This window comes from Paenibacillus sp. FSL H7-0918 (genome assembly GCF_038007025.1).
GTDB classification, from domain to species: domain Bacteria; phylum Bacillota; class Bacilli; order Paenibacillales; family Paenibacillaceae; genus Paenibacillus_AQ; species Paenibacillus_AQ odorifer.
On the sequence record NZ_JBBOWJ010000001.1, the window covers coordinates 1,478,662 to 1,504,632 of the forward strand.

The window sequence follows — 25,971 nt, forward strand, 5'->3', positions numbered from 1 at the left end:
GAATTAGAATTGCTACATTAATTAGACGATCCTTAAGGTACAAAAGTTGCGATTACGATCTCTTCGCTGCTGCCGCAGCCTTTCTCTTCTGTCGAGCTTCTACTATATAACGTATCCGTACCATCAGCATTAATCCGACAGCAACCAACAGACACTGGATAATCGGAAGCTTATCATGTTGGAAAATGAGGAGCATGCCAGAGCCAATCGCCATCATTATGTAGAGCATGATTTCCTTGCCAATCGATAACTTTTGATTCACACGAAAGACTTGATTATAAACAAAAGTAAGCAATATAAAGATAACAATATAAGCGACGATTGGATGCTCAGCGAACCACACCTGCATAGATAACCGCACTCCTCCCAAATTTAAGATACGTTTACATTATATCATCAGTAGGGGAATTTTTTGTTTCTTATATTAAAAAAAGCCGCCGGATGCAATAATCCGGCGGTCTTATTCATAAGCATGTGTTTACGCGTTGGCTTGTGCTGTTTTACGTTGTTTCTCTACACGTTCGCGTTCGCCTTTGTTCAGAATCTTTTTACGCAAACGAATGGATTTAGGTGTAATTTCACAATATTCATCATCGTTCAAATATTCAAGTGCGCCTTCCAAAGAGAAGGTGCGTGGTGTCTTCATTTTTACAGTATCATCTTTTCCTGAGGTACGCATGTTGGTAAGTGCTTTTTCCTTACAGATGTTAACGATAATATCGTTATCACGGGTATGCTCGCCTACGATCATACCTTCATAAATTTCTGTACCTGCATCCAAGAAGAGAATACCACGATCCTCAACACCCACGATTCCGTATTGAGTTGTTGATCCAGTCTCACTTGCTACAAGCACACCTTGATGACGTCCGCCAACTTGACCAGCAACCAGTGGAGCGTAGCTGTCAAAAGCATGGTTCATAACGCCGTAACCGCGTGTCAAAGTCAAGAAGTAAGTGTTGTAACCAATCAATCCACGTGCAGGAATCAGGAACTCCAGACGTACTTGACCCGTACCGTTGTTAATCATATTGACCATTTCGGCTTTACGAGTACCCAGACTCTCCATAACAGAGCCCATGCTCTCTTCTGGAATATCAATCATTAGACGCTCAAGCGGCTCCATTTTGACACCGTCGATTTCTTTAATGATTACTTGTGGTTTAGAAACTTGCATTTCATAACCTTCACGACGCATATTCTCGATCAGAATACCAAGGTGAAGCTCACCGCGTCCAGAAACGATAAATGCATCAGGACTATCAGTTTCTTCCACACGCAAACTCACGTCTGTTTCAAGTTCTTTAAATAGACGCTCACGTAGTTTACGGGAAGTTACCCATTTACCTTCTTTACCAGCAAAAGGACTGTTATTCACTAGGAATGTCATTTGCATGGTTGGTTCGTCAATCTTCAGAACCGGAAGTGCTTCAGGGTTTGCAGGATCAGCAATGGTCTCACCAATGTTGATGTCCTTGATCCCTGCAATAGCAACGATATCCCCTGCGCCCGCTTGCTCTGTTTCAATACGTTTCAAACCTTGGAAGCCGAACAATTTCTCGATACGTGCAGTTTTGCTCTTACCATCACGCATAATAACTGTTACAGATTGACCTTGTTTGATCACACCGCGGTTAACACGTCCAATCGCAATACGACCCAAGTATTCGTTATAATCCATCAACGTTACGAGGAATTGAAGCGGTTCTTCAACACTTTCGGTTGGAGCTGGAATATGTTCAACAATGGTTTCGTAGAGCGAAAGCATCGTTTCATCTTGTTTCTCAGGAACCATGCTTGATGTACCATTAAGAGCAGATGCATAAACAACAGGGAATTCCAATTGTTCGTCATTTGCTTCAAGTTCGATGAACAAATCGAGCACTTCATCAATAACTTCCTTAGGACGAGCAGCTGGACGGTCAATCTTGTTCACGACAACGATCGGTGTAAGTTTTTGTTCCAATGCTTTACGCAGAACGAATTTCGTTTGCGGCATGCAGCCTTCATAAGCATCAACAACCAGCAATACACCGTCAACCATTTTCATGATCCGTTCTACTTCGCCACCAAAGTCAGCATGTCCAGGTGTATCCACAATGTTGATCAAAAACTCTTTATAAGTAATTGCTGTATTTTTAGCTAGGATTGTAATTCCACGTTCCCGTTCGATATCATTAGAGTCCATAGCACGTTCTTGCAAGTGCTCATGGGCGCTGAAGATCCCCGATTGTTGAAGGAGCTGATCGACGAGTGTTGTTTTGCCATGGTCAACGTGGGCAATGATCGCAATGTTGCGAATATCTTTTCTTGAATGCATGATTTGTATCCAAATCCTCTCATTTATCAAATTAAAACTGTTAAAATTCATAGCATGTCACGGCAGTCTCACAAAAGAAGCGCCAGGCAGAAAGCCGACGCTTCAACATAACATTAATATTATAGTGAAAGTACCATGAAAAGCAAGTCTTTTTATGAAAAAACAGTTACCAATTTCCGTTTTTTTTCACAAGATCCTACAGCAATTAGCTTCGATACCATCTATTCCGGCCACGTGCTCTGCCTCGACCGGTAATCAGCCAAATTCCTACAGCTATTAATACAATCCCGATCAGGTAGATCGCGCCGGTGCCCATAAGGCTGAAAATACAAAGCGCAAGGCTTAGTAAGCCTAATGTTACAGCAATTGCTGACAGGCCACCCGTCCGTCTAGGTTCATAGATGGAGTATTCATACAAGCCCACGGCAAGACCAAGCAACAGCACAGGCCATAAGCTGCTCATAAGCCCCCATCCCCAAATATTGCAGAGGCCAAACAACAAACCATACACCGTTAATATCCCGGCAGGAACCAATACCGAGGCCGAAGCACGACGGCTGAAAAATAACATGTGTAGTACTATTCCTGGAATTAAAATCACTAGAGGCCAAAGCGCGCGCCCCAAAAATCCGAAGACGCCCAGCTTACCTAATAAAATCACGATGCCAGCAGCAACAATAAAAATTCCTAGCTGTATATCTTTCTTTGAAGACATCCTTCACCCATCCCTTCAATTTCACGTCTACCTCATTTCCTCGTCACCTTATAGCCTGAAAGCGACAGGATTCTTACTCATATATTATCCGAAACATACACAAAATGCCATCACTCCCTGTGATTAATCAGTGTCGATAACCGCTTCTGATCACGCAAAAAAAACGGACAATTCCAATTTATGGAGATGTCCGTTTAGTATTGCCTTTTATTGCAATTTATTAACCTGCAGATGTTTTTCTGCGTTTTATTGCTCCCGTAACGACAACTAATATTCCTAAGGCAATGGGCAAATAGGAATGTGAGGAAGGGAACAAAAAGGAGAGCATCGTCCCTAATTTTGCATCCTGAAGCAACATATCCCCTGCTGTAAACGCCAATATATAAGCACCGATAAATACGAGCACTGGAAACCGGTGCAGCCAGCCTACAATAATGCCGCTTCCCCACACTACTATCGGAATGCTAAGGGCAATCCCGATGACAATTAAAGCCAAATCTCCTTTAGCTACTCCTGCAATAGCTAGTACATTATCCAGGCTCATAATGAAGTCTGCTACAAGAATCGTTCGGATTGCTTTCCAGACTGAGGATGATTCCCTTACTCTGAGATCCTCCTCTTCCTCCAAAAGCAGCTTGAACGCTATCCATAGCAGCAGCATTCCCCCTCCAGCCTGAATATAAGGGATTTTTAATAGCAATACCGCAACAAAAGTAAGCAAACACCGCAGAACAACTGCGCCTGCTGAGCCCCACCATACTGCAGTCTTTCGGTGCTTCGCCGAAAGATCCTTGCTGGCCATTGCGATAACCATTGCATTATCTCCGCTCAGCACCAGATTAATCATCAATATTTCACCAAGGAGCAATAATGAATCCATTCGCACTTACCTCCCCGAGTCACATGTAACTACTTGTATGTTCGGAAATGACAAGCTATGCTTCCTGTCCAACTTTTTTTGAGCGTGAACGCATGTTGGCTCCTTTTTTTGCGTATACAAAACTAAGCATATTTTGAAGCTCAATCTAACAAACTTGGGAGTGACTTCGCTTTGAATACATCCATTTGGGAGTTTATATTATCGCTGCTCAACATTATTTTTCTAGATCTTATTTTGGCGGGAGATAATGCCATTGTGATCGGTCTAGCGGCGCGTAATTTACCGTCAGACACGCAAAAGAAGGCTATCGTATTTGGAACAGCAGGTGCTGTAGTGTTGCGGATCTTCGCAACGATTCTGGTCGTATGGCTCTTGAAAATCCCCTGGTTACTGCTTGCCGGAGGGATTTTACTCATTCTGATTGCCTATAAGCTGTTAACCAGTGAAAACACTTCAACAGATATCAAGGCAGGTCAAAGCTTGTGGTCCGCTGTAGGGACAATCATTTTAGCTGATGCTGCCATGGGCCTTGATAATGTGATCGCCATTGCCGGAGCTGCCAAGCATAATATCTCATTGGTTATCATAGGACTGCTGATCAGTGTTCCCATCGTTGTGTGGGGAAGTACCCTTTTTATTAAATTAATCAACAAATATCCATGGATCATTTATATTGGTTCTGCTGTCTTAGGTTTCACTGCTTCAAGTATGATTACGGATGAACATCAGCTTGCGCCATTTTTTGATCATCATCCGCTGCTCAAATATCTGTTTATAATCGTGATCATTATAGGTATTTTGGCAGCGGGACATTGGAAACGCCAATCAAAACCAGAAGAGCCTCAGGAGGGCACAATCGTCTAAACCACAAAAAAACTGCCTCAGAACGTAGATTTCACTACGCTTCAAGGCAGTTTTTTGGTTTATTATTTTAGAACCATTCTTCCTGTAATCCAGCCTCGACACTTACAACATCACTAGGCTTCTCATCTCCATAGGGAGTGATTAACACGGTCTCTGTGGCTTCAATCGCCGCTTCCAAAAGTTCAGAATATCCCGGAAGTGTAGCCTCTATCTTATCCACAATCCGTAAATTCGGATTTGTTGTAGGTGATTTTGGAACAAATAAAGTACAGCAATCCTCATAAGGAAGGATAGACAAATCATAGGTACCGATGTTCTTCGACAGGTCCACAATATCACTTTTGTCCATCATTACCAGCGGACGCAGAAGGGGCAGGGTTGTCGCCCGGCCAATCACGTTCATGCTTGGCAAGGTCTGGCTAGCGACTTGTCCCAGACTATCCCCGGTTACAATCGCCAATGCACCTTCGCGCTCAGCAAGCTGGGTAGTAATTCTCAGCATTGCCCGTCGCATCAGTGTAATAATCAGATTATCCTGGCCGATGCCGGTAAAGGAAGTCTGCACTTCAGTAAAGGGTACCAGATGCAGCTTGATTACACCCGCATAACGTGACAATACCCGCGCAAGATCCACAACTTTTTGTCTAGCAAGCTCGCTTGTATAAGGATAACTGTAGAAGTGCACGCACTCCACTTCAAGTCCGCGCCGCATGGATGACCAGCCTGCTACGGGACTATCAATGCCACCGGACAGCAATAACATCGCTTTTCCATTAGTGCCTAATGGAAATCCACCTACACCGGCAATATTTTCACAGAAAATATAAGTATGTCCCTGACGAATTTCGACCCTCAGCTCTAATTCAGGCGATTTAACGTCTACGGTGAGGCCAGGATATCCTTGCAATAGTGGTGTCGCGATCAGTTTATTCATCTCAATGGATCCGTAAGGGAACTCTTTCCATACCCGCCGAGCATTAACCTTACATCTGGTGCCCGGAGCAGGCGCGATTATCTCCAAAAATTGACGGCTGACCGCTACAATATCCTCAAGCTCTGACTTAGAAACCTTCACTGGACTAACTGAAGCAATGCCAAATACATTCTTCAGTGCTTGTACCAATTCAATCGCAGATTCCCCGTTCAATTCCACGTAAATTCTTCCGAATTCCTTGCTCAGAACTACGTTTGGATAAGGCTTAATCAATTCCTTCACATGACGCAGTACGGTTTTTTCAAATCGGGTACGATTTTTGCCCTTTAAAGTAAACTCTCCAAAACGCAGGAGCAGCATATCAGCGTATTCTATACTATGGGCTCTGCCTTCTGCAGATTCCTTGTTCATCATGCTCATTTGTTACTTCATTCCTCCTTCAGCAATCTTTAAAGCTTGTACCGCAGTGGTTAATGCTTGCTCAAGCGCAGCGACATCCTCATCTGTATGACTGTCGCCAAGGCTAATACGAATCCCACCTGAAGCACTGGAGACATCTTTACCCATAGACAATAATACACGACTAGGCTCAGCCAGTCGTGAGGAGCAGGCCGAACGGGTGGAGACAGCCATCCCCAGTTCCTCCAGCTTGCGGGCGAATACCTCTCCCTTCATGCCAGGGTAAGAGAAATGCACAATATGGGGAGCTCCATCCTCTCTGCTGTTTATAACAAATTCAGGAACGGTGCGCAAGAAGCGTAATAATCGATCTCGGAGTGGAACCAACTGGGCAACGAAGGTTTCGCGCTGCTCACCACTAATGCGGATAGCTTTGGAGGATGCGACAATCGCAGGTACATTTTCAGTTCCAGCGCGTTGTCCTTCTTCATGAGAGCCCCCTGTAAGCAATGGGAATAGCTTAATTCCCTCTTTGATATACAGTAATCCCACTCCACGTGGGCCTCGAAGCTTATGAGGAGACAGGCTATAAAGATCCACCTGCCAATCCTTTAAGTCAACTGCAAGCTTACCATATCCCTGAACACCATCTACATGAAATAAGGTTCGCGGATTCACAGCTTTAATCAGCTTCCCCATCTCTTTAAGCGGTTGTATCGTTCCAATCTCGTTATTGACATGCATCACACTAACAAGCACTGTGTCGCGCCGGACAGCAGCAGCTACGCGCTCAGGATCAACAACGCCAGTGCTATCGGGTGCTACAAAAGTAACCTCCCAGCCCATTCGCTGCAATTGCAGGAAACTCTCATATACAGAGGGATGCTCTATTTCTGTAGTTACCAAATGGCGGCCTCTAGTCTGATATTGCAGAGCAGCGCCTTTTATCGCCAAATTATTGCTTTCCGTTGCACCAGAAGTAAATAGAATCTCCTGCGGTTGTACAGATAAAGCAGCAGCGCATACTTCACGCGACCGTCTGATCAGCTTACCCGCTTCACTGCCCGCACGGTGCAAAGAGGAAGGGTTCGCATAATGCAGCTTCATAATTTGTTCCATCGTCTGCACCACTTCTACATAGGGCGGTGTAGCGGCGGCATAATCCCAGTAAAGCATATGTCAAATGTCTCCTTTACTTCGTTGAGTGAACTTATTATCGAAAAAGGATCAAACGGTGTTTCCCGTTTGATCCTTTTTATTATACCGCGTATTGAGCGCGAGCGCGTTCTATTTTAAAGATATAAGATTGTGTCTCTTTTGGAAGCAGGCTAAGTTTCTCCAATAATTCCTGATCATTGGTTACTCCCAGATCTGTTACCCGTCCCGGCCCTGCGTTGTACGCTGCAAGTGCCATCTTTTCCTCTCCGCCAAAGCGTTTCAGTTGATAAGATAAATAACGTACGCCGCCATCAATGTTTTGCGCCGGATCGAACGAATCAGTAACCCCTAAGCCGCTCGCGGTCCCATCCATAAGCTGCATTAAACCTTTAGCCCCTGCCGAAGAGACCACATTAGGATTAAACGAAGATTCAGTATCAATCACTGCTTTGATCAGATCAATCGGCACGCCATATTTAGCACTCGCCTTCTGGATGAGATCATCATAGCTCGTAGGTGTGGAACCCGTTATTTCCCCGGAAATTATGTTATTGAAGGTTTCTGTTGTCCCACCTATCTGCTGCCATAACAAGCTGCTGACTGAAGTTGCATCCGGGAGAGAAGTCAAATAGCTTGAACTTTCACTACTCGTTGACATTGCCTGAAGCATTGTCGCAAATCCAGAAGCTGAAACTCCCGTTGACCGTTCATTTCCATTCGCGGAGCTAGTTTTTTCGGTTGTAGCCTTAAGGTTGATCCATTTAAGCTGCCCTAACCCGTCGGTTACAGCGGGATTGATCTGCATGCTGGCGCACTCCTTTTTTGTCCTACTCGAATCATATATAAGGTTTCGCGTTGAAATTTCGATGAATTACGGCTTAATCTTACATTTTATCTGAGATTATTGCTATATGTTGGAATGAAAAAACAGACTTCAGACCCTGATATTTAGGTCTAAAAGCCTGTTTAGATCAAAGCCATTCAGTTCTTTTTAGCGCGCAAAGGGAATCATCACGAAGTAACTTAGTGTCGCAACAATCCCTAAGCCCATTGCCCATGCCCCAAGCGTTTTTTGCTCTTTGACATAGGAATAATAACCAACTACGGCAGCGATGGGTCCGAGAATAAAGGACCAGATGAACAATGAGGCGATCCCCATCCCCAGTCCAACATACCCCATTACCCGGCTTCCACTATATTCCGCTTCACTGTCCTTGCGCTCTTCCACTATCCGCGGGGCATCCCGAACCTGCATTGGAACCGGATTTACCTCAGCAGCGTATTCTTCGCGATGCTCTCTGTCCCGACGAGGATAGTCCACTCTCCGCGGACGAAGAATGACTTTTCTCGGACCGGATTGTTCCCGTGATGAGCTTGATTCATTATCCTTTTCTGTGTCCATTCTGGCGGCCTCCTAAGCGTTCGGCTTAAACGTCAGACAACATGTTGCAGATGATGTACTGGCATGATCGCGGTGACCTTCATTTGTCATTTCTTCAGCATATTCTTCCTTATAACCATTGCCTACGTGCTTATCGATCTCGATGACAATTTCTTCAGCCCGGCATAAATTATGCTCGCCCCAATAATGACAATTGCTCACGCTACATTTTACTAATGGTTTTTCACTCGACATAATTATCACCTCGGCTTCATTATGTCCGCTCCATTTACCCGCTATTCGACAGAGTGGTTTCCAGTTGATGTATCGAGACAGGGCTTTTAATCCACGCAAAAAAGGACCAGCTCATCGTCATTACAAAATGACAAAGTGCTGATCCCTTTAGATCACTATTTAGAAGTTAAACCTGATTTTGCATACGTTTCTCGGTCAAATAGTCGTTCTCATAATAAATGAGATCATCGCGAAGATCTTCATACGTTTTGGTGATTTCTAGGATGATATCACGCGCGGGACGTACTGGCTTTTTGCGGAAACGGATTGCATCCTGACCTGTATAAGCGTAACGGCCATCTTCAGAATAGCTTTCATTTTTCGGATAAAAGAAGTTGTTCACGCCATAGTGATATACATTATAAAGCGCTTTCTGTGCAAAAGATTCATCGAATGTCGCACGACGCAGCGCAACGCCTAATTTCTCATATGACATTTCCGAGAACACTAATAGGTGACGAAGATCGGACAGAAAACCTTGGTAAAATTGTACGGTTTCCTCATCTCCCTCAACTACAAGCTGAGGCAATGCATGCTCATTTAGAAATACTTCCATTTTGTCGATTACCACTTTAAGTTTATCTCTCGTCGATTCACATAATTTCTGCACATTGGCTGCTGACATAGCGGTTGCTCCTCCTTATTATTCCCTGCTCTTGTAGTCAATAAAGTTAATCCTCTGAAAGAAACCGCCCTAAAGACGTATCTCTTTATTCTTGCAATATCAGGATGTGAACACAGAGAAGTCTAACCTTCTGAACAATTATTAAGAACAACATCTAATGAGGTATCTCTTACAAAATCAAGAAGACAATTCGAGATACTTATTCTCTCTGATATTATCATAAAAAACGTTAGGAAGGTATCCTTTTCTAAGATGCATAAAAGATACGCTCTCTTCTAAACCTATAGACATTACATTGCATAGAGGAGCGGAAATCATGTCACGAAAAAATCTAACAGTTGCAGGTTTGGTTACAGCAGCTTTTACAGTTGGGTTACTTACCTTTGCCCTGCGCCCTGCCACTAATGGGACGACCAGAGATGTCGCAAAAGTCGCTGTTCAGAATCCGGCTCCAACTTCAGCTTTGCATTCACCTCCAAATCCCTCTCAGGAAAAAACATTAAAGAAAACCTCCTTAAGCCAGGATGTGGAGGCAACAGATCATCTGAATAGAGTCGATGTCAGTAGACACTTAACTAAACTCCTGTCTGAAACAGACGGGATGTCTTCGATTCATGATAAATCAGTGTATGCGAAACGATTGCAGCAAGACCACGGGTTTATCTCCATGCTGATGTGGATCGATTTCCGCACACAAAAGACTGAGACCTTTAAGTCGTCTTTTCCAAAAGGAACCGAACAGGAGAACAAACAGCTTCTAAAATATCTCAATACGGCAAAATCAGCAATCCACGGTCATCAATCCTATGAATCTCCAACGTTTACAATCGGTAAAGAAAAATATTACTTTATCGCTCAGCGGAACAAACAGAAAAATGTAGGGATTATTTCTCTTATTAACCAAAAGGTGCTTGGGCGTGTGGCAGACCATCAGCTGAAGAACCTGCGTCTCATTCCGTATCCTAAGGAAGGCAAATACCATGTGGAATCAGTCCATACCGATAACTTAAAGGACATTACAGTCAAGACCGGCCATGATAACGAAAATGCCAGCCATTTTTATGAGAATGAAATTGTAGTCCGTTTTAAGGGAAATGCTCCGACTCAGGGACAGCTCCAGACGATAACCGCCGATATCCACTGCAAGCAGCCACGCAAGCTGGGATATGCCTATATCTTTCGCTCTGAGAAGATGACCTATTATCAGCTGAAATCCTATTTCACCAACAAATGGCATCCCGAGTATACGGAACCTCACTATATGTATTTAACCAATGATACCATCACTAAAAACGCTGAAGGAACTGTCACGCCTAACGACATGTTATTCTCCACTTACCAATGGAACCTCCCGGCGATTGAAACTGAGCTAGGTTGGAATCTTTCCAAAGGCAGCAAAGAAGTGGTTGTAGCCGTAGTCGATACGGGAGTACAGATTAATCATCCTGATTTACAAGGTAAGCTTTTGACTGGTTACAATGCCATTACCAATGGTTCCACACCCGAGGATGATGTAGGTCACGGTACACATGTATCTGGAATCATTGGCGCACTTGTTAACAACGGGGAAGGTGTAGCTGGCATCAGCTGGTACAATAAGATCCTCCCTGTAAAAGCGCTAGATAACTCAGGTGCCGGAACGACTTATTCCGTAGCAGAAGGTATCATATGGGCAGCTGACAATGGCGCAAAGGTTATTAACTTAAGTTTAGGGAATTATGCCGACTCGCAGTTCCTCCATGATGCGATTAAATACGCCTATGACCGGGACATCGTGCTTGTGTCTGCAGCAGGCAATGATAATACAGAACGGCCTGGATACCCTGCAGCTTATCCCGAAGTGATTGCAGTGGCTGCTACAAATGCTTCAGGGGAAAAAGCCTCCTTCTCCAACTACGGCGATTATATTGATGTCGCTGCACCCGGAGAAAGCATCGCAAGCACCTATCCGGACAGCCAGTATGCCGCTTTATCCGGCACGTCGATGGCCAGTCCCCATGTCGCTGCGCTGGCGGGTCTGGTACGTTCACTGAATCCTAATCTGACGAATAAGGAAGTTATGGACCTTATGACCAAAAACGCTGTTGATCTGGGAACTTCCGGCCATGATAAATACTTTGGCTGGGGTCAGGTCGATATTTATAAAACGCTACAAGCGGCAAGCGGCAATCAAGTTCCATTGCAGCTTTTTCCTCAACATGTACGCCAGCAAATGAATCAATTAAAACAAAGAACAAATAACACCCCATAACCGTGTCATTGCAAAAACCGGCCAAGTAAGCGCAGAAACCGCTGTAACCCTTCCTCCATTTCCGATTCCTTCATTTGCGAATAGCAAAGACGGATGTGGCGGGAAGGCGTTTCCGCAGAGTAACAGACATCACCGGGTAAAAAAGAAATGCTCTCCTGCTCCGCCAAGTCATGCAGGCTTGCGATATCAGGAGAAGGGGGCAGCTCCAGCCAGAGATTAAGTCCTCCCTCTGGTAGAATATAGTTCACTCCAGGCGGAGCGTACAGCTTCAGAAGCTTCGCCGCCTTTTCCATACGACCACGGAGTGTTATTCGTAGCTGTGCTGCGTAGGCGTCGTATTTTTCAGCGATGAAGGGTAATACGGCCTTCTGTGTCAGCAAGGGACTTCCTAGATCACTCGCAGATTTAGCGGCGATCAGCCGGGACAGAATATTTCCTTCTGCAGCCACACAGGCGATTCGGCAACCAGGTGCAAGTACTTTGCTAAAGCTTTTCATATAGACTACATGTCCATCGGGATCCATTGATTTAATCGCCCTAGGTGGTGGTGCATGGAAATATAAATCACTAAATGGGTCATCCTCAACAATGAGGCAACGGTAGCTGCGCGCTAATTCCAGCAGTCGTTGTCTTCTTGTGATGCTCATAGTTACGCCGCTTGGATTTTGAAAAGTAGGGATGGTATAAATTAGCTTTGGAGGTCTTTGATCACACATTTTTGTAAGAACATCCACTCGCATCCCTTCACTATCCGTAGGCACAAAAATCATCTCTGCACCTCGTCCCGCAAAAACATCAATAGCACCAGTATAGCTAGGCGCCTCAAGATAGACTGTATCTCCAGGACCAACAAATGTACGAGCCACCAGATCAATGCCTTGCTGGGTCCCGCTGGTTATCATCAAATCGGAAGAAGTTAGCGAAATCCCACGCGATTTCAAATGTTCTCTCATGACATTCCGCAGCTCAAGATCTCCCTGAAAATTCCCGTAGGTTGCCATAAGCTCCGGTTGCTCTTTGACCAAGGATGCGTAGGTGTCACCAATATCTTGAAGTGGCAGCAGCTCACTGTGGATGGCGGCTAAATGAAAGGGATATTTCACTTCTGAAACATCAAAATTCCGCCAAAGCTGAGCCCTCGGCAAATAATCATCATATAAATCCTGCCAGCAACCCTCTTCTTGACGTCTATTATGGGTTGGATCGGCCACAAAGCAGCCTTTGCCCTGTCTGCAGTATATAAGTCCTCGTTTCTCAAGCATATCGTAAGCCTTGCTTACTGTAACCTGACTCACGTTCAATGTTATAGCTAGACTTCTAACGGAGGGCAGCCGGACACCTTGCTGAAGCAGTCCTGATGAGATCCGCTGACTGAGGGTTTCACTGATTTGATGGGGCAGAGTTTTACTGCCGCTGCGATTCAAATCGATATGCATGAACCCTTCACCTCCACTGTTATATTCAACGCTTTACTGTTATACAGCACTCCTATTATGATAGCATCAAATCGAAAGGTGGAGAACTAATTTATGGATATCAAATACTCAACGGCAGCCAATCATCTAGGATCATCAGCAGTTCGGGAGATTCTAAAAGTTACACAGGGCAATGACATCATTTCACTTGCAGGCGGGCTGCCTGGGGAGGATTTGTTTCCCTTGGAGGCCGTACGTGATGCCTATAATCGCGTGCTCTCCAGCGACACCTCAGCGCTTCAATATGGGCTTACCGAGGGTTTTACTCCACTACGTGACAAAATTGCTGAAAGGCTTACCCGGCAAGGCATCCCGGTTACAGCCTCTGAGATGGTATTGACTACAGGCTCACAGCAAGCTATAGATCTGTTATGCAAAATATTGCTGGATCCCGGCGATGCAGTTTTTGTGGAAGCGCCCACCTATCTGGCAGCACTACAAGTGCTCGGTTCTTACCGGGCTGCTATTCATTCGATACCAAATGATGAACATGGCATTCTGCCGGATCAGTTGGAAGAGCAGATTCGGATACATCGGCCAAAACTGCTATACGCAGTTCCGACCTTCAACAATCCGTCTGGAGCAACATGGAGTAAAGAACGCCGCGAGAAGGTGGTTGAAATCTGCCGCCGTTACGGTGTTCTTATTCTAGAGGACAATCCCTATGGAGAAATAACCTTTGATGAAGATAAAACTCTATATCCACCCTCATTAGCCTCCATCGATAGAAGCTTCGGCGGGGATCATTGTGTAGTCTACACAGGGACCTTCTCCAAGATCGTCGCCCCTGCCCTACGCACCGGCTGGATTATCGGCGATTCCGAACTAATCAAGACCATCGCCAAGGCAAAGCAAGCAGCCGATCTGCATTCCAGCACCATCGACCAGCGTGCTTTAGATGAACTGCTGTTGCATTTTGATATTGAGCAGCATATCCGCCTCATCTCAAGAGAGTATTATTCGCGTATGAAGCTCCTGTCCGCGGAACTCAGATCACATAACTGGGAAGGAGCACATTTCCTCGAGCCAAGAGGCGGCATGTTCCTATGGCTTACCCTTTCCGAAGAGATCAATACTAAGGAATTACTCCCGCTGGCAGTGGAAAACGGAGTAGCGTTCGTACCCGGAGAGGTATTCTATTCAGCGGAGCCTCACAAAAACAAAATGCGCCTTAACTTCACACACACGCCACCAGAGCAAGTTCCTGTTGCTGTCCAGCGTCTAGAGAAAGCATTGGTACAATGGCAGCAAAATCAAAACATCGTTCGGTCGTAAACAACTGCTCGTAATCAATACCTACGATGGCAAAATAAAACGGCTTCTCCATCCTTTATTGGACGGGGAAGCCGTTTTTTGTGAGCAGATTTCTGAGCTTTCACTTTTGCGCATTTGCAGAATGTGACCTTTACGCATTTCTGCAAATCACATTTTTGTATTTTTACTTTTGTGGCACTACATAGCTCATTTCGTATTTTCACATTTCACATTTCACATTCAGCAATTTTTGCTCGTCACATTTCGTATTTCCATTATTCAGCGCCTCTGTACAGCTTATTTCGTATTTCCACATTTCAGCGTTCCTGCACATCTCATTTCGCATTTTCACATTCGCATTTCTACACATCTCATTTCGTATTTTCACATTCGCATTTCTACACATCTCATTTCGCATTTTCACATTCGCATTTCTACACATCTCATTTCGCATTTCCACATTCGTATTTCTACACATCTCATTTCGCATTCAGCAAATTTGCACGTCATATATTCCATTTCCCACATTTCGCTTTCCGCATCACCAAACATCCTCTAGTTACTCAACACATCTACCACTCAATTAACTCCGATTTCACAGCGAAGTACAGCCAGAGGTTCTTATTGATATGATGCTTCTGATACCAATCTTTCCGCAGAAGATTAGCCAAGCTCCGCATTGTTACAGTTTGCTAGCTACTAGTCTAATTCTGGCGTCAAAGTAACCATGGAGTTCAGGAGTTCTGGAGTTCTGGAGTTCTGGAGGTTTTTATCGGACCCCAGCGCTCTTATTTGCATCAATTCCGCTCATTTGGTTTGCTATCGGACCCCATAGTCACTATTCGATCCAAAACGCCCGATATCCACCCTATTTATGCCGAATAACGGCTCTCCAGTCCGAAACTCCTCCAAAAAGGCATAAAATACACAAATAGCTGCATCTCGGTCCGTTAGCATATCAGCTCATCAAACCATCAACCATCTATTCATCAACCACCAGCCATCTATTCATCAACCACCAGCCATCTATTCATCAACCACCAGCCATCTGCTCATCAGCCCATCAGCCGCTAGCAATTCTTCTAAAAAGTCTAATTTCTGCATATCACGTTCCAAATCCCTGCATGTTATCGCATTCACCGCTTTATATATATTTGCCGTATCCGCATTTGTTTGCAACAAAAAAGGCGGCGTAAGCCGGGTTACCGGGATACGTCGCCGTTTGTATGGTGTTGTTATTATAACGTTGCAGTTAGGAAAGTTTGCCGTAAGCCGGGTTCTGTGCTCGTCGTGGTTCGATCGGGAACTACCCTCCCACCATAAGCGACAATCATCTATCTAGGCCATACATTACTGCACAGCTCCAGCGACCAACCTAGACGCGCCTCAGGCTAAGGCTGCTTATTCAGCTGCGTCTCATTAGGTCTTGCTCCAGATGGGGTTTACCAGGAACGAAGTCACCAGCGTTCCTCGGGGTCTCTTACACCTCGGTTCCATCCTTGCCTGTGCCGCCCTAAGGCGGCCATCGGCGGTCCATTTCTGTGGCACTATCCTTCAGCTCGCGCCGACTGGACGTTATCCAGCATCCTGCCTTATGGAGCCCGGACTTTCCTCCCGTGACGTCTTCACGTCACCGGCGATTGTCTGTCAAACTTTCCGAACAACATTATATATTATACAGACATCACATGTCTGGCACAAGCATTATTAAATGGCAATTTTATAGGAACTTAAATGGCTCCGTATTCACCTGCGAAGCATGCACAGCTGTATCATACTTATGCTCGGCCAATTTTCCAGCCATCCACTCTGCTACTTTCTCTTTCATGATCTTCTCCGCATTATGTCCCGGATCAATCAGAGTGATTCCGGCGAGCGCAGCATCCTGAACTGTATGATAATCCAGATCCCCAGTAACCAGGACATCCGCACCGCGGAAAATAGCACTGTTATAATACTTTCCACCCGAGCCGCCGAGAACGGCAGCTTTACGAATCGGACGGTCCAAATCACCAACAACCCGTACATGGTCTACCTTCAGGCCTTTTTTTACCGTCTCCACGAATTGTCCAAGGGTTGTAGGCTCTTTGAGCTTTCCTACCCGCCCAAGTCCTAAGCTGCGGCCTTTAAGATCCATTGAGTACAAATCATAGGCAACCTCTTCATAAGGATGGGCCTTAAGCATAGCCTGCACCACTTTATTGCGGATGGAGTGCGGGACGATCGTCTCAATACGAATTTCCTCGGCACGTTCCATCTTACCTTTTTCCCCGATATAAGGATCCGTGCCTTCTCCTGGAATAAAAGTACCGTATCCCTCGATATTGAAGCTGCAATGACTATAGTTGCCAATTGCCCCTGCTCCAGCATTCAGAATAGCATCCAGAACCTTCTGATGATGATCCTTCGGCACAAATACTACCAGCTTTGATAATTGCTCGGAGTGAATGTCTTTGATGGGTACTCCGTTTTCTATGCCAAGAGCTTCAGCCATCCAATCATTCATTCCACCTTCGGTGACATCCAGATTCGTGTGGCTGATGTACACCGCAATGTCATTCTTAATTAATTTTTCATACATTTTGCCCGCCGGTGTGTCTGTCTGGATTCCTTGCAATGGACGGAAAATAATCGCATGATGCGCAATAATCAAATTGCAGCCTAGACGAATCGCTTCTTCAACTACCTCATCATTCACATCTAAAGCAACTAATACATTAGTGATTTCTTTTTGCAGCGTGCCCAGTTGAAGGCCAATTTTGTCCCAATCCTCAGCTAAATGCTTAGGAGCCAGTTGCTCCATATACTGAATTACTGTTTGTCCCTTGGCAAACATTGTAGCACCTCCGTAATTTCCCTGATCTGACCTTGAATCTGTTTCCGTTTATGCTCAGCAGATTCGAGTTCTGAACGTGACAACGATGTTAAAATGCCTTCCAATTTCTGAATCTCACCCTGCCACTTAGCAAAAAACACAGTATTTGGCGCTTGAAGCAGCCATGGTCCCATTTGAAGCAAGGCCTCTTGCCCAAGGACTTTAGCGGAATCCCCCAAGGTTAATTCACGATATACACTTTCATTTGTAATTCCAGCTTCCGTATTTTCTGGTACAGCCGTCAATACTTCATATAGCTTCCCGTCTTCTTCCAAAATTCTCTCAGCTACGAGTACCCATTTATTATTTAATAACCAGCGGCGCAAAATATCCTCGCCTACATTCGGCTGAAGCAAAAGGGTTGTAACCTCTTTTAGCTTCCCCTGGCTTTGACCCCGGTCCAGAATCGCGGCAATTAATGCGCCTCCCATGCCAGCAATCGTGATACAATTGACTTCACCAGGTTCCAGAACCTCAAGGCCATCTCCACGGCGCACCGAGATCACCTTCCCTAGTCCAGCCTCTGCAACGCCCTTACAAGCAGCATCAAAGGGACCCGGGTTTACTTCACCTGCAATTGCAAACACAGCCTTACCGCTTTCGACAGCGGCCACAGGAAGCAAGGCATGATCGGAACCGATATCTGCTAATCTGCTTCCTTGCGGAATTTGCTCCAGCAATTGCTGAAGCCGATCTGATAATTTCACATTGTTCATGTTGCCACCCACGTTATCCATTTTTTTCGAAACCCAAACAACAAAGCTAACCCTGCTGCAATCTTTAGGATCAGCATCAATGAAATCCACTGCGGATAATCCTGTCTTAATAAAAGAGCGTCAAGCTCTGGCATGATCCAAAGCGATACTCCCACTGCAAAATAAACACTGGCAACACCTCTTACCTTATGATGCAAAAGCCAGCTTAACCATACCATCAGCACACACAATGGCAGCCATAGGAACTCCAGTTCAAATATAGAGGCCTCCGGGCTTCTTCCACCGAAGAACCCTGCATACAGTAATGCCCAAAAAGCAAAACCACAGTACTGCAACAAACCTATCCGGAGTAAAAATCCCAAAATACACCATAACAAGCCGCAGCACCCAATTAGAATAGGCCTCCAGAGCTGAGGATCCAGATCATGCAAATCAATCAGCCATAGCCCAAAACCAAGCGTTAAAACACTGCCCAGCCCCGCTAGGATAAAACTGATAACATTGTTCCGGTCCTTATAAACGGCGGAGTATCCATAACAAATAATTAATACAGATAGTGCGGTTGCAAGTTGCAAAGGCCAGGGAAAAACGCTAAAATAAAGACTAATCAAGAAAATCAAGGAAATAATTCCAAAAGAAAACAGCCAAATTTTGATGCTTCCTTGCTGTAAATTTCTCAGCGAAATTGGATTGTTATCCTTATTCGCATCCTCATCGTCATACAGATTGGTTAAGAAATCGCAATACTGCTCTGGCAGCAACCGGCTTTTTCTCCAATACTGAATCTCTTTTATAATGATGTCGCGTTTTTCCAAATTCACTGGCTCATCCTTCTTTCCAGATACACAAGGTCAACACATTTTTTACCAGCGTAAATTCAAATAAAAGAACCTCCTGCCACTGAGCAGCAGAAGGTCCAGTTCATGAAATACTATTCAAGGAAATCCTTAAGCCGTTTACTGCGGCTAGGGTGACGAAGTTTGCGCAATGCCTTGGCTTCGATCTGGCGGATCCGTTCCCGGGTAACACCAAACACCTTGCCGACTTCTTCAAGCGTTCTTGTCCGTCCATCATCAAGGCCAAAACGCAGACGAAGTACATTCTCTTCACGCTCCGTGAGCGTGTCCAGCACATCCTCCAGTTGTTCCTTCAGGAGTTCATAAGCCGCTGCATCCGCAGGAGCCAATGCTTCCTGATCCTCAATGAAGTCTCCTAGATGAGAGTCATCTTCTTCACCAATTGGTGTTTCCAAGGATACAGGTTCTTGGGCAATCTTCATGATCTCTCTAACTTTCTCCACCGTCAGTTCCATCTCAGCCGCAATTTCCTCTGGGGAAGGTTCGCGTCCCAGTTCTTGCAGCAATTGGCGAGAAACCCGAATCAGCTTGTTGATCGTTTCCACCATGTGTACAGGAATACGAATGGTACGCGCCTGATCCGCAATCGCACGAGTGATGGCCTGGCGAATCCACCAAGTCGCATACGTACTAAATTTGAATCCCTTGTTATGGTCAAATTTCTCTACTGCTTTGATCAGACCCATATTACCTTCCTGAATCAGATCCAGGAACAGCATACCGCGTCCGACATAACGTTTCGCGATACTTACTACGAGACGCAGGTTCGCTTCTGCAAGACGGCGTTTAGCTTCTTCATCGCCATTCTTAATCCGCATAGCAAGCTCAACTTCATCGTCAGCCGACAACAAAGGAACGCGTCCGATTTCTTTTAGATACATACGGACAGGGTCATTAATCTTGATCCCTGGTGGCAGCGACAGATCGTCATCAAAGCTGAAATCATCGCTGTCTTTATCCTCATTATCCTCACTTGGTCGGAGGCTGTTAACCTCTTCATCGTTCTCGTTTACAACCTCAATTCCCAAATCACTGAGTTGCTCGTAGAACTCCTCCATTTGCTCGGGGTCTTGATCAAACGGCGATAATTTCTCCATAATATCTTTGTAATTTAATGATGATCTTTTCTTACCTTGCTCAATGAGCTGATCCTTAACCTGATCCAAAGTAAATTCTGCTTCCAATTCAGTATGCTGATCGTTCGCCATAATTCGACTCCCTCCTCCCTAGGTACATCCTGTCAACATGTCATTGTCTCTCTAGGGCTATAATCTCACTTGCTATTTGTGCCGCACGCAAAAAGTCACCTGACTTTTCAGCCTGAATCATCTCTTCACGCTTCTGTTCCATTTTGCGTTGCAGTGGGTATTTCCGCACTTCACGAATACAATCATCTAGAACCTGCATATTCCAGTCCGGAGGGGTATCCATCATGGATATTGATGTCGCAGTTTTCTCCAGACGATCATCCTGAAGTGATGATAGAAACCGACTAATGCCGGGTGGTTTGCCTTGCGCGTAATAGGCATATAGATAAGCAGCAATTGCCGCATGATCAACGATGTTGAAATCTTCTCCGAGGCGTTCGCCTACATACGTGGCGGCTTCCGGGTCCTGAATCATAAAGGACAATAGACGCCGTTCCGCGACATGATAAGCGGGTAGTAAGGTCGGTGTCTGCACCTGCCCTTTTTTATGCCTACCATTATTCCACCTTTTGTCGTTATTATCCCCTTCAGGGATGTTTTTTTGCATCGATGCCCTAAGTAAATTACAATCCTGCTTCAAACTATCATAGGAAAGTTCGAGTTCAGCAGCGATTTCCTTCAGATAAACCTCTCGCTCTGTTGAGGAATGCAGTGAAGCAATAACTTCTAAGGCTTCCTTGACATAGGCGATTTTGCCATCTTCCTCTAGGAGTATATGGTTTTTTTTTAGATATATAAGCTTAAATTTTATGGATGAAACTGCTGATTCAATAACCTGATCTTTAAATCTTTCTCCTCCATGCTTGGAGATAAATTCATCCGGATCCACCCCGCTTGGCAGTAAGGCGATCTTTACACGCAGGCCGCTGCCTTCAAGCATCGGAATGGCCTTCATGGCTGCTGCTTGTCCCGCCCGGTCACCGTCGTAAGACAGTATAATTTCATCAGCCAGGCTTTTCATCAGTGCCACATGACCCTCCGTCAAGGACGTTCCCATCGTTGCTACGCCGTTATGCACACCCGCTTCCCAGGATGAGATGACATCTCCGTATCCTTCAAACAGGACGATTTGTCGAGTTTTGCGAATGGATGCTTTGGACTGGTGCAAATTGTACAATATCCGGCTTTTGTTAAACAACCTACTCTCCGGAGAATTTAAATACTTAGGTTGACCCTCTCCAAGTATTCTTCCGGCGAATGCGATTACCTTGCCTGTACGGTTGGCAATCGGAAAGATAATCCGGCCACGGAAACGATCCAAATAGCCTTTGCCCTCACCGCGGGCTGACAGAAGTCCGCCTTTCTCCATTTCCGCAAGATCAAAATTTCGTTTCTCCAAAAACTGCAGCAAAGTATCCCAGCGGTCCGGAGCATATCCGATCTGAAACTGATCAATCATTTTATCACTGAAGTTCCGGCCTCTTAAATAGTCCATAGCGGCTTTGCCGTGTTCCGTGTTCTTCAGCAAGTAATGATAGAACTTTGCCGACCATTCATAAGCTTGAATCAACCGGTCGCGTTCCGGATCAGGAGGAGACATCATACCTCCCTTACCTTCTGGAACGGGAATATCACTTTCTTCAGCCATTATTCTGACAGCTTCGGGGAAGGTTAATCCTTCGATTTCCATCCTAAATTTGATGGCATTTCCACCCATACCGCAGCCAAAGCAATGAAATACTCCCCGGTCGGGGGTAACAGTAAAGGAAGGGGTTTTCTCCGAATGGAACGGGCAGAGGCCCCATAAATATTTCCCCTGCTTGGACAAATGAACAACCTTACCGACTGTATCGACTATATCATGACGCGCAAGCACGCTTTCGATAACCTCTTCCGGAATATTGCCGTGTCCGCTAGCCACTTCAACCACCTTCATCTCTTAACAAATAAATATAATTCGCTATTGCTCCACATTCTCCTGCAAAAGTATTAAAAGTTTTGTCAGTTTATGTTGAAAATAAGTTTTTTCTTCTGCCGTTATGGGTTTTGGACCCTTGGAATAATGTCCCCGTCTTCGTTCCACAGCCCTGGCATGTCTACCCTCCAACATAAAATCCATCTTGAAATTGTCGTATTCCTGACCACGAAATGAAAGCACACTGCACCTTTTACCTAATGCAAGTGCCGCAAGACCATAATCTTGAGTCAATACCACATCTCCAGCAGTAATATGATTGGCAATATATAGATCGGCACTCTGATCTCCTCGATCCACCTGCACAACCGTTACACCCTCTTCAGCTTTCAGTGCATGGTCATAAGAAGATACCATAAGTACCGGAACACCAAAGGTGCGACCTACCTCAGCGATCTCTTTTTTGACCGGACAAGCATCCCCATCCACCACTATCGTTCTAGACTGGGACTTCTCCATGATCATCACCAATTTCCCGTGTAATATATATACGCCCTCTCCGCAAGAAATCCTTCTTTCTAAGCATAAATACGGAACGGATGTCAAATGACGCATTGGCACCGTTCCGTATATTTATACCCCAAACCAACATTCTATACCATAAGATTCAAATTTTCTTGATTAAAATTACCAGACAAGCTTCGCAAAATCAGCGAACGACTTGGAGTCAGCATCAATACCAGCAAGCAGAGCCAAACGGTTAGCACGCACTTGCTCGTCCTCCGCCATAACCATAACGGAATCAAAAAATGTTGTAACGGCGTCTTTTAGACCCGAAAGAATCCGAAGTGCTTCTTCGGCATTTTTTGCCGCCATAGCTTCAAGGTAAGGTGCGTGAAGCTCCTGCCATGTATTAAAAAGCTGCAATTCAGCATCTTCTTTAAGTAAAGCAGGATCAATCACTTCACTGGTTGCTTTACTTGCCAAATTACTGACACGAGTAAGCGAATCTACGGTAATCTTGAAATCTGCTTGGTCGGACACAGCAGCCATAAGAGCACGGCTTCTGCCCACAACATCTACCACGTCGTCAAAACCAGCCGCTGTAACAGCGTCCACAACATCATAGCGTACATTGTCAGATAAAAGACGTTTTACACGCAGACCAAAGAACTCGTACAGGTTTATACGTAGTTCATCTCCAGAATGTTTCGTATTTCCTGAATTTTCATGAATTTCAATCGCCGCTTCAAAAATTTCGCGCAGCGTAATTGGCAATTTATGCTCAAGCACAATTTGGACAATACCTGCAGCCTGACGGCGCAGGGCATATGGATCCTGAGATCCTGTCGGAATGATGCCGATGGAGAAGCAGCCAACAATCGTATCGATTTTGTCCGCTATGCTGACAACTGAACCTGCTTCTGTTGAAGGTACAGCATCTCCTGCAAATCGTGGCTGATAATGCTCGAAGATCGCTTTTGCCACAGTTTCAGGCTCGCCTGCTTTACGTGCATAATCTTCACCCATTGTTCCTTGCAGCTCAGGAAATTCATAAACCATTTGTGTTACAAGGTCGAATTTACAAATATCCGCAGTGCGACTTACTTCGGACACAGCAGAAGCTGACAGTCCAAGCTTCACAGCCAGACGATCAGAGATTTGGCGAATACGGCGCACCTTATCCCCTACGCTGCCCAAATCTTCATGGTAAACAATGTTCTCAAGCTTGGCTAACGCATCGTCAATCTTCATCTTTTGATCTTCTTGATAGAAGAATTTGGCATCTGATAGACGAGCACGAAGCACTTTTTCATTTCCCTTAGCGATAACATCCAAGGATTCTGCATTCCCGTTACGTACAGTTACAAAGAATGGCAGTAGCTTGCCAGTTGCATCAAAAACAGGGAAATAACGCTGATGCTCACGCATCGAGGTAATCAGCACATCCTGAGGAATCTCTAAGAAAGATGGATCAAAGGTTCCAAAGAGCACGGTTGGTGTTTCTACCAAGAACAGTACTTCTTCCAAAAGATCTTCTTTAATTGCAATCGTCCAGCTTTTCTCTTTAGCCAATTTGTTGATTTGATCCAGGATAAGCGTTTCCCGTTCCTTCACATCCACAAGTACATGCTGCGCACGCATGCTCTCCACATATTGCGCAGGCTCCGAGATTACAGTCTCTGTACCCAGAAAACGATGTCCACGGCTCACATTACCCGCTTTTACATCCGTAATTTCCAAATCAATGATCTCTTTACCAAAAAGAGCAACCATCCAGCGAATCGGACGAACGAATTTAAAATCGTAAGCTCCCCAGCGCATGTTCTTCGGGAAAGTCATTGCATTTACAATACCCAGAAGTCCTTCTGTGAGCAAAGAAGCAGTCTCTACACCCGCACTATTTTTTGTGGCATAAATATATTCCACGCCAGCTAGCTCTTTAAATGTAAATTGCTCTGGAGATACACCTTGACTGCGGGCAAACCCTAGCGCAGCTTTACTCCAGTCGCCGTTAGCATCCAGCGCGATTTTGCGTGAAGGTCCTTTGACCTCTTCGCTAATATCCTCTTGCTTCTCAGCCGCGTCCTTAACAAATACAGCGAGACGACGTGGCGTAGCATATGCAGTAACTCCAGCATGGTTTATACGTGCAGAATCCAACCACTTGGACATTCTATCTTGCAGCTGTTCCATCGCAGCACGGATAAAACGTGCAGGAATTTCCTCCAGACCGATCTCAAACAGGATATCTTTAGACACGGTCAGCACCTTCTTTCTTCAGCAGCGGGAAGCCAAGCTTCTCGCGTTCCTCAAGATATGTTGCCGCTACGGAGCGGGCAAGATTACGCACTCGGGTAATAAATCCAGTCCGTTCAGTTACACTAATTGCCCCACGCGCATCGAGTAGATTAAAGCTATGTGAGCATTTCAACACATAATCGTAGGCTGGAAACACAAGATGTTTCTCCATCGCTCTACGTGCTTCCTCTTCATACATGTTGAACAGCGAGAATAACATTTTTACATCCGATACTTCAAAAGTGTAGGTAGAATGCTCGAACTCCGGCTGATGAAAAACATCACCATAAGTCATACCGCTTACCCATTCAAGATCAAACACATTTTCTTTATCCTGAATGTAAGAGGCTAAGCGCTCCATACCGTAAGTGATTTCTACAGCAACAGGGTTAGCTTCGATGCCACCTACCTGCTGGAAGTAAGTAAATTGAGTGATCTCCATACCGTCCAGCCATACTTCCCATCCCAGACCCGCACAGCCCAGTGACGGATTCTCCCAGTTATCCTCTACAAAACGGATGTCATGCAAGAGCGGATCAATACCGAGTGCTTTCAAGCTATCCAAATAGATCTCTTGAATGTTATCTGGTGAGGGTTTGATGATTACTTGGAATTGGTGATGCTGATACAGACGGTTCGGGTTCTCTCCATAACGACCATCGGAGGGACGACGTGAAGGCTCTACGTAAGCCACTCTCCAAGGCTCAGGACCTAGCGAGCGTAAAAAAGTCATAGGGTTCATCGTGCCGGCGCCTTTTTCTGTGTCATAAGGCTGTACGATGATACAGTTCTGTTCAGCCCAGAACTGCTGCAGTGTCAAAATCATCTGCTGGAAGTTCATAATACCGTCTCCTTCGCTTTACAAGTTTTTTACAACAGCTTGCCTAAAACTTTCTACCATGGAGGCGGCACTTTTAGCTCCTGACAGCAACAAAAAGCCCCCGCCCCCATGCCTGATTAACAGACATAGGGACGAGAGCTTAACTTATTCTCCCGCGGTTCCACCCTACTTGATTTCATACCTTGTATGAGCAAGTTTGCTGCCAAGACAAGAACGAAATCCACTTTCATTCGCCGCATTCGTACTCCCGGGTGCCATGTTCATGAA

General features: G+C 45.2%; 23 protein-coding genes and 1 other RNA gene. 3 read left to right on the forward strand and 21 right to left on the reverse strand.

What is annotated here, in order from left to right:
* Positions 1-52: 52 nt before the first annotated feature.
* The 4 genes from MHI15_RS06845 to MHI15_RS06860 all read right to left on the reverse strand — a co-directional run bounded on the left by MHI15_RS06845 (position 53) and on the right by MHI15_RS06860 (position 3,915).
* On the reverse strand, positions 53-349 hold the full coding sequence (locus MHI15_RS06845; RefSeq protein WP_036683721.1) for a YlaH-like family protein: 297 nt from the start codon (positions 347-349) through the stop codon (positions 53-55).
* Between the two features lie 129 nt (positions 350-478).
* The gene (typA, locus tag MHI15_RS06850; protein WP_076129029.1) at positions 479-2,320 is read right to left on the reverse strand and encodes a translational GTPase TypA; all 1,842 of its coding nucleotides are present in this window, start codon (positions 2,318-2,320) and stop codon (positions 479-481) included.
* 205 nt (positions 2,321-2,525) lie between these two features.
* Positions 2,526-3,035 (reverse strand): hypothetical protein, encoded by a 510-nt coding sequence (locus MHI15_RS06855; protein ID WP_076217856.1) that lies wholly within the window; start codon positions 3,033-3,035, stop codon positions 2,526-2,528.
* Positions 3,036-3,255: 220 nt separating this feature from the next.
* On the reverse strand, positions 3,256-3,915 hold the full coding sequence (locus MHI15_RS06860) for a TerC family protein (RefSeq protein ID WP_076136549.1): 660 nt from the start codon (positions 3,913-3,915) through the stop codon (positions 3,256-3,258).
* A gap of 171 nt (positions 3,916-4,086) precedes the next feature.
* Here MHI15_RS06860 and MHI15_RS06865 point away from each other — a divergent pair, with 171 nt between their 5' ends.
* Positions 4,087-4,779: a TerC family protein gene (locus MHI15_RS06865; protein ID WP_076278783.1), complete on the forward strand. Its 693-nt coding sequence runs from the start codon at positions 4,087-4,089 to the stop codon at positions 4,777-4,779.
* Between the two features lie 67 nt (positions 4,780-4,846).
* Here MHI15_RS06865 and thiI read toward each other — a convergent pair whose 3' ends face one another.
* The 6 genes from thiI to MHI15_RS06895 form a co-directional block, all read right to left on the reverse strand.
* Positions 4,847-6,133 carry a tRNA uracil 4-sulfurtransferase ThiI gene (gene thiI, locus MHI15_RS06870; protein WP_445667998.1) on the reverse strand — a complete coding sequence of 429 codons (1,287 nt, stop codon included), beginning with the start codon at positions 6,131-6,133 and terminating at the stop codon, positions 4,847-4,849.
* A 3-nt stretch (positions 6,134-6,136) separates the two neighbouring features.
* The gene (locus MHI15_RS06875; RefSeq protein WP_341164264.1) at positions 6,137-7,288 is read right to left on the reverse strand and encodes a cysteine desulfurase family protein; all 1,152 of its coding nucleotides are present in this window, start codon (positions 7,286-7,288) and stop codon (positions 6,137-6,139) included.
* An 82-nt stretch (positions 7,289-7,370) separates the two neighbouring features.
* The gene (locus tag MHI15_RS06880; protein ID WP_038572880.1) at positions 7,371-8,075 is read right to left on the reverse strand and encodes a lytic transglycosylase domain-containing protein; all 705 of its coding nucleotides are present in this window, start codon (positions 8,073-8,075) and stop codon (positions 7,371-7,373) included.
* 186 nt (positions 8,076-8,261) lie between these two features.
* The gene (locus tag MHI15_RS06885; protein ID WP_038572882.1) at positions 8,262-8,672 is read right to left on the reverse strand and encodes a hypothetical protein; all 411 of its coding nucleotides are present in this window, start codon (positions 8,670-8,672) and stop codon (positions 8,262-8,264) included.
* Positions 8,673-8,684: 12 nt separating this feature from the next.
* Complete coding sequence (locus MHI15_RS06890) at positions 8,685-8,873, reverse strand: DUF1540 domain-containing protein (RefSeq protein ID WP_370511262.1); 189 nt, start codon at positions 8,871-8,873, stop codon at positions 8,685-8,687.
* 199 nt (positions 8,874-9,072) lie between these two features.
* A complete protein-coding gene (locus MHI15_RS06895; protein WP_036683764.1) occupies positions 9,073-9,570 on the reverse strand; it encodes a YpuI family protein in 498 nt (165 codons plus the stop codon).
* Between the two features lie 316 nt (positions 9,571-9,886).
* On the opposite strand from MHI15_RS06895, the gene MHI15_RS06900 reads away from it, so the two are divergent.
* Positions 9,887-11,821: a S8 family peptidase gene (locus tag MHI15_RS06900; RefSeq protein ID WP_341164265.1), complete on the forward strand. Its 1,935-nt coding sequence runs from the start codon at positions 9,887-9,889 to the stop codon at positions 11,819-11,821.
* Positions 11,822-11,826: 5 nt separating this feature from the next.
* Here MHI15_RS06900 and pdxR read toward each other — a convergent pair whose 3' ends face one another.
* Entirely contained in the window at positions 11,827-13,257 is a 1,431-nt protein-coding gene (gene pdxR, locus MHI15_RS06905; protein ID WP_248549389.1) for a MocR-like pyridoxine biosynthesis transcription factor PdxR, read from the reverse strand.
* A gap of 93 nt (positions 13,258-13,350) precedes the next feature.
* Between pdxR and MHI15_RS06910 the strand changes: the two genes are divergently transcribed.
* A complete protein-coding gene (locus MHI15_RS06910; RefSeq protein ID WP_341164266.1) occupies positions 13,351-14,571 on the forward strand; it encodes an aminotransferase-like domain-containing protein in 1,221 nt (406 codons plus the stop codon).
* Positions 14,572-15,576: 1,005 nt separating this feature from the next.
* Here MHI15_RS06910 and MHI15_RS06915 read toward each other — a convergent pair.
* From MHI15_RS06915 to glyQ, 10 genes are all read right to left on the reverse strand, one after another.
* Complete coding sequence (locus tag MHI15_RS06915; protein WP_341164267.1) at positions 15,577-15,732, reverse strand: hypothetical protein; 156 nt, start codon at positions 15,730-15,732, stop codon at positions 15,577-15,579.
* A gap of 71 nt (positions 15,733-15,803) precedes the next feature.
* Positions 15,804-16,206, reverse strand: an RNA gene (gene rnpB, locus MHI15_RS06920) — RNase P RNA component class A.
* Positions 16,207-16,270: 64 nt separating this feature from the next.
* Positions 16,271-17,386 carry a Nif3-like dinuclear metal center hexameric protein gene (locus tag MHI15_RS06925; RefSeq protein ID WP_076098536.1) on the reverse strand — a complete coding sequence of 372 codons (1,116 nt, stop codon included), beginning with the start codon at positions 17,384-17,386 and terminating at the stop codon, positions 16,271-16,273.
* On the reverse strand, positions 17,362-18,162 hold the full coding sequence (locus MHI15_RS06930) for a tRNA (adenine(22)-N(1))-methyltransferase (RefSeq protein WP_438357076.1): 801 nt from the start codon (positions 18,160-18,162) through the stop codon (positions 17,362-17,364). Before MHI15_RS06930 ends, MHI15_RS06925 begins: the two co-directional genes overlap by 25 nt.
* Positions 18,138-18,962, reverse strand: a complete 825-nt coding sequence (locus MHI15_RS06935; RefSeq protein ID WP_341164268.1) for a hypothetical protein — start codon at positions 18,960-18,962, stop codon at positions 18,138-18,140. Before MHI15_RS06935 ends, MHI15_RS06930 begins: the two co-directional genes overlap by 25 nt.
* Positions 18,963-19,072: 110 nt before the next feature.
* On the reverse strand, positions 19,073-20,206 hold the full coding sequence (gene rpoD / locus MHI15_RS06940) for an RNA polymerase sigma factor RpoD (RefSeq protein ID WP_036683799.1): 1,134 nt from the start codon (positions 20,204-20,206) through the stop codon (positions 19,073-19,075).
* 40 nt (positions 20,207-20,246) lie between these two features.
* Positions 20,247-22,082: a DNA primase gene (gene dnaG / locus MHI15_RS06945; RefSeq protein ID WP_341164269.1), complete on the reverse strand. Its 1,836-nt coding sequence runs from the start codon at positions 22,080-22,082 to the stop codon at positions 20,247-20,249.
* A gap of 24 nt (positions 22,083-22,106) precedes the next feature.
* Complete coding sequence (locus MHI15_RS06950; RefSeq protein ID WP_076103766.1) at positions 22,107-22,586, reverse strand: YaiI/YqxD family protein; 480 nt, start codon at positions 22,584-22,586, stop codon at positions 22,107-22,109.
* Between the two features lie 162 nt (positions 22,587-22,748).
* Positions 22,749-24,824, reverse strand: a complete 2,076-nt coding sequence (gene glyS, locus MHI15_RS06955; RefSeq protein ID WP_341164270.1) for a glycine--tRNA ligase subunit beta — start codon at positions 24,822-24,824, stop codon at positions 22,749-22,751.
* Positions 24,817-25,704: a glycine--tRNA ligase subunit alpha gene (glyQ, locus tag MHI15_RS06960; protein ID WP_036683820.1), complete on the reverse strand. Its 888-nt coding sequence runs from the start codon at positions 25,702-25,704 to the stop codon at positions 24,817-24,819. Before glyQ ends, glyS begins: the two co-directional genes overlap by 8 nt.
* Between the last annotated feature and the right edge of the window lie 267 nt (positions 25,705-25,971).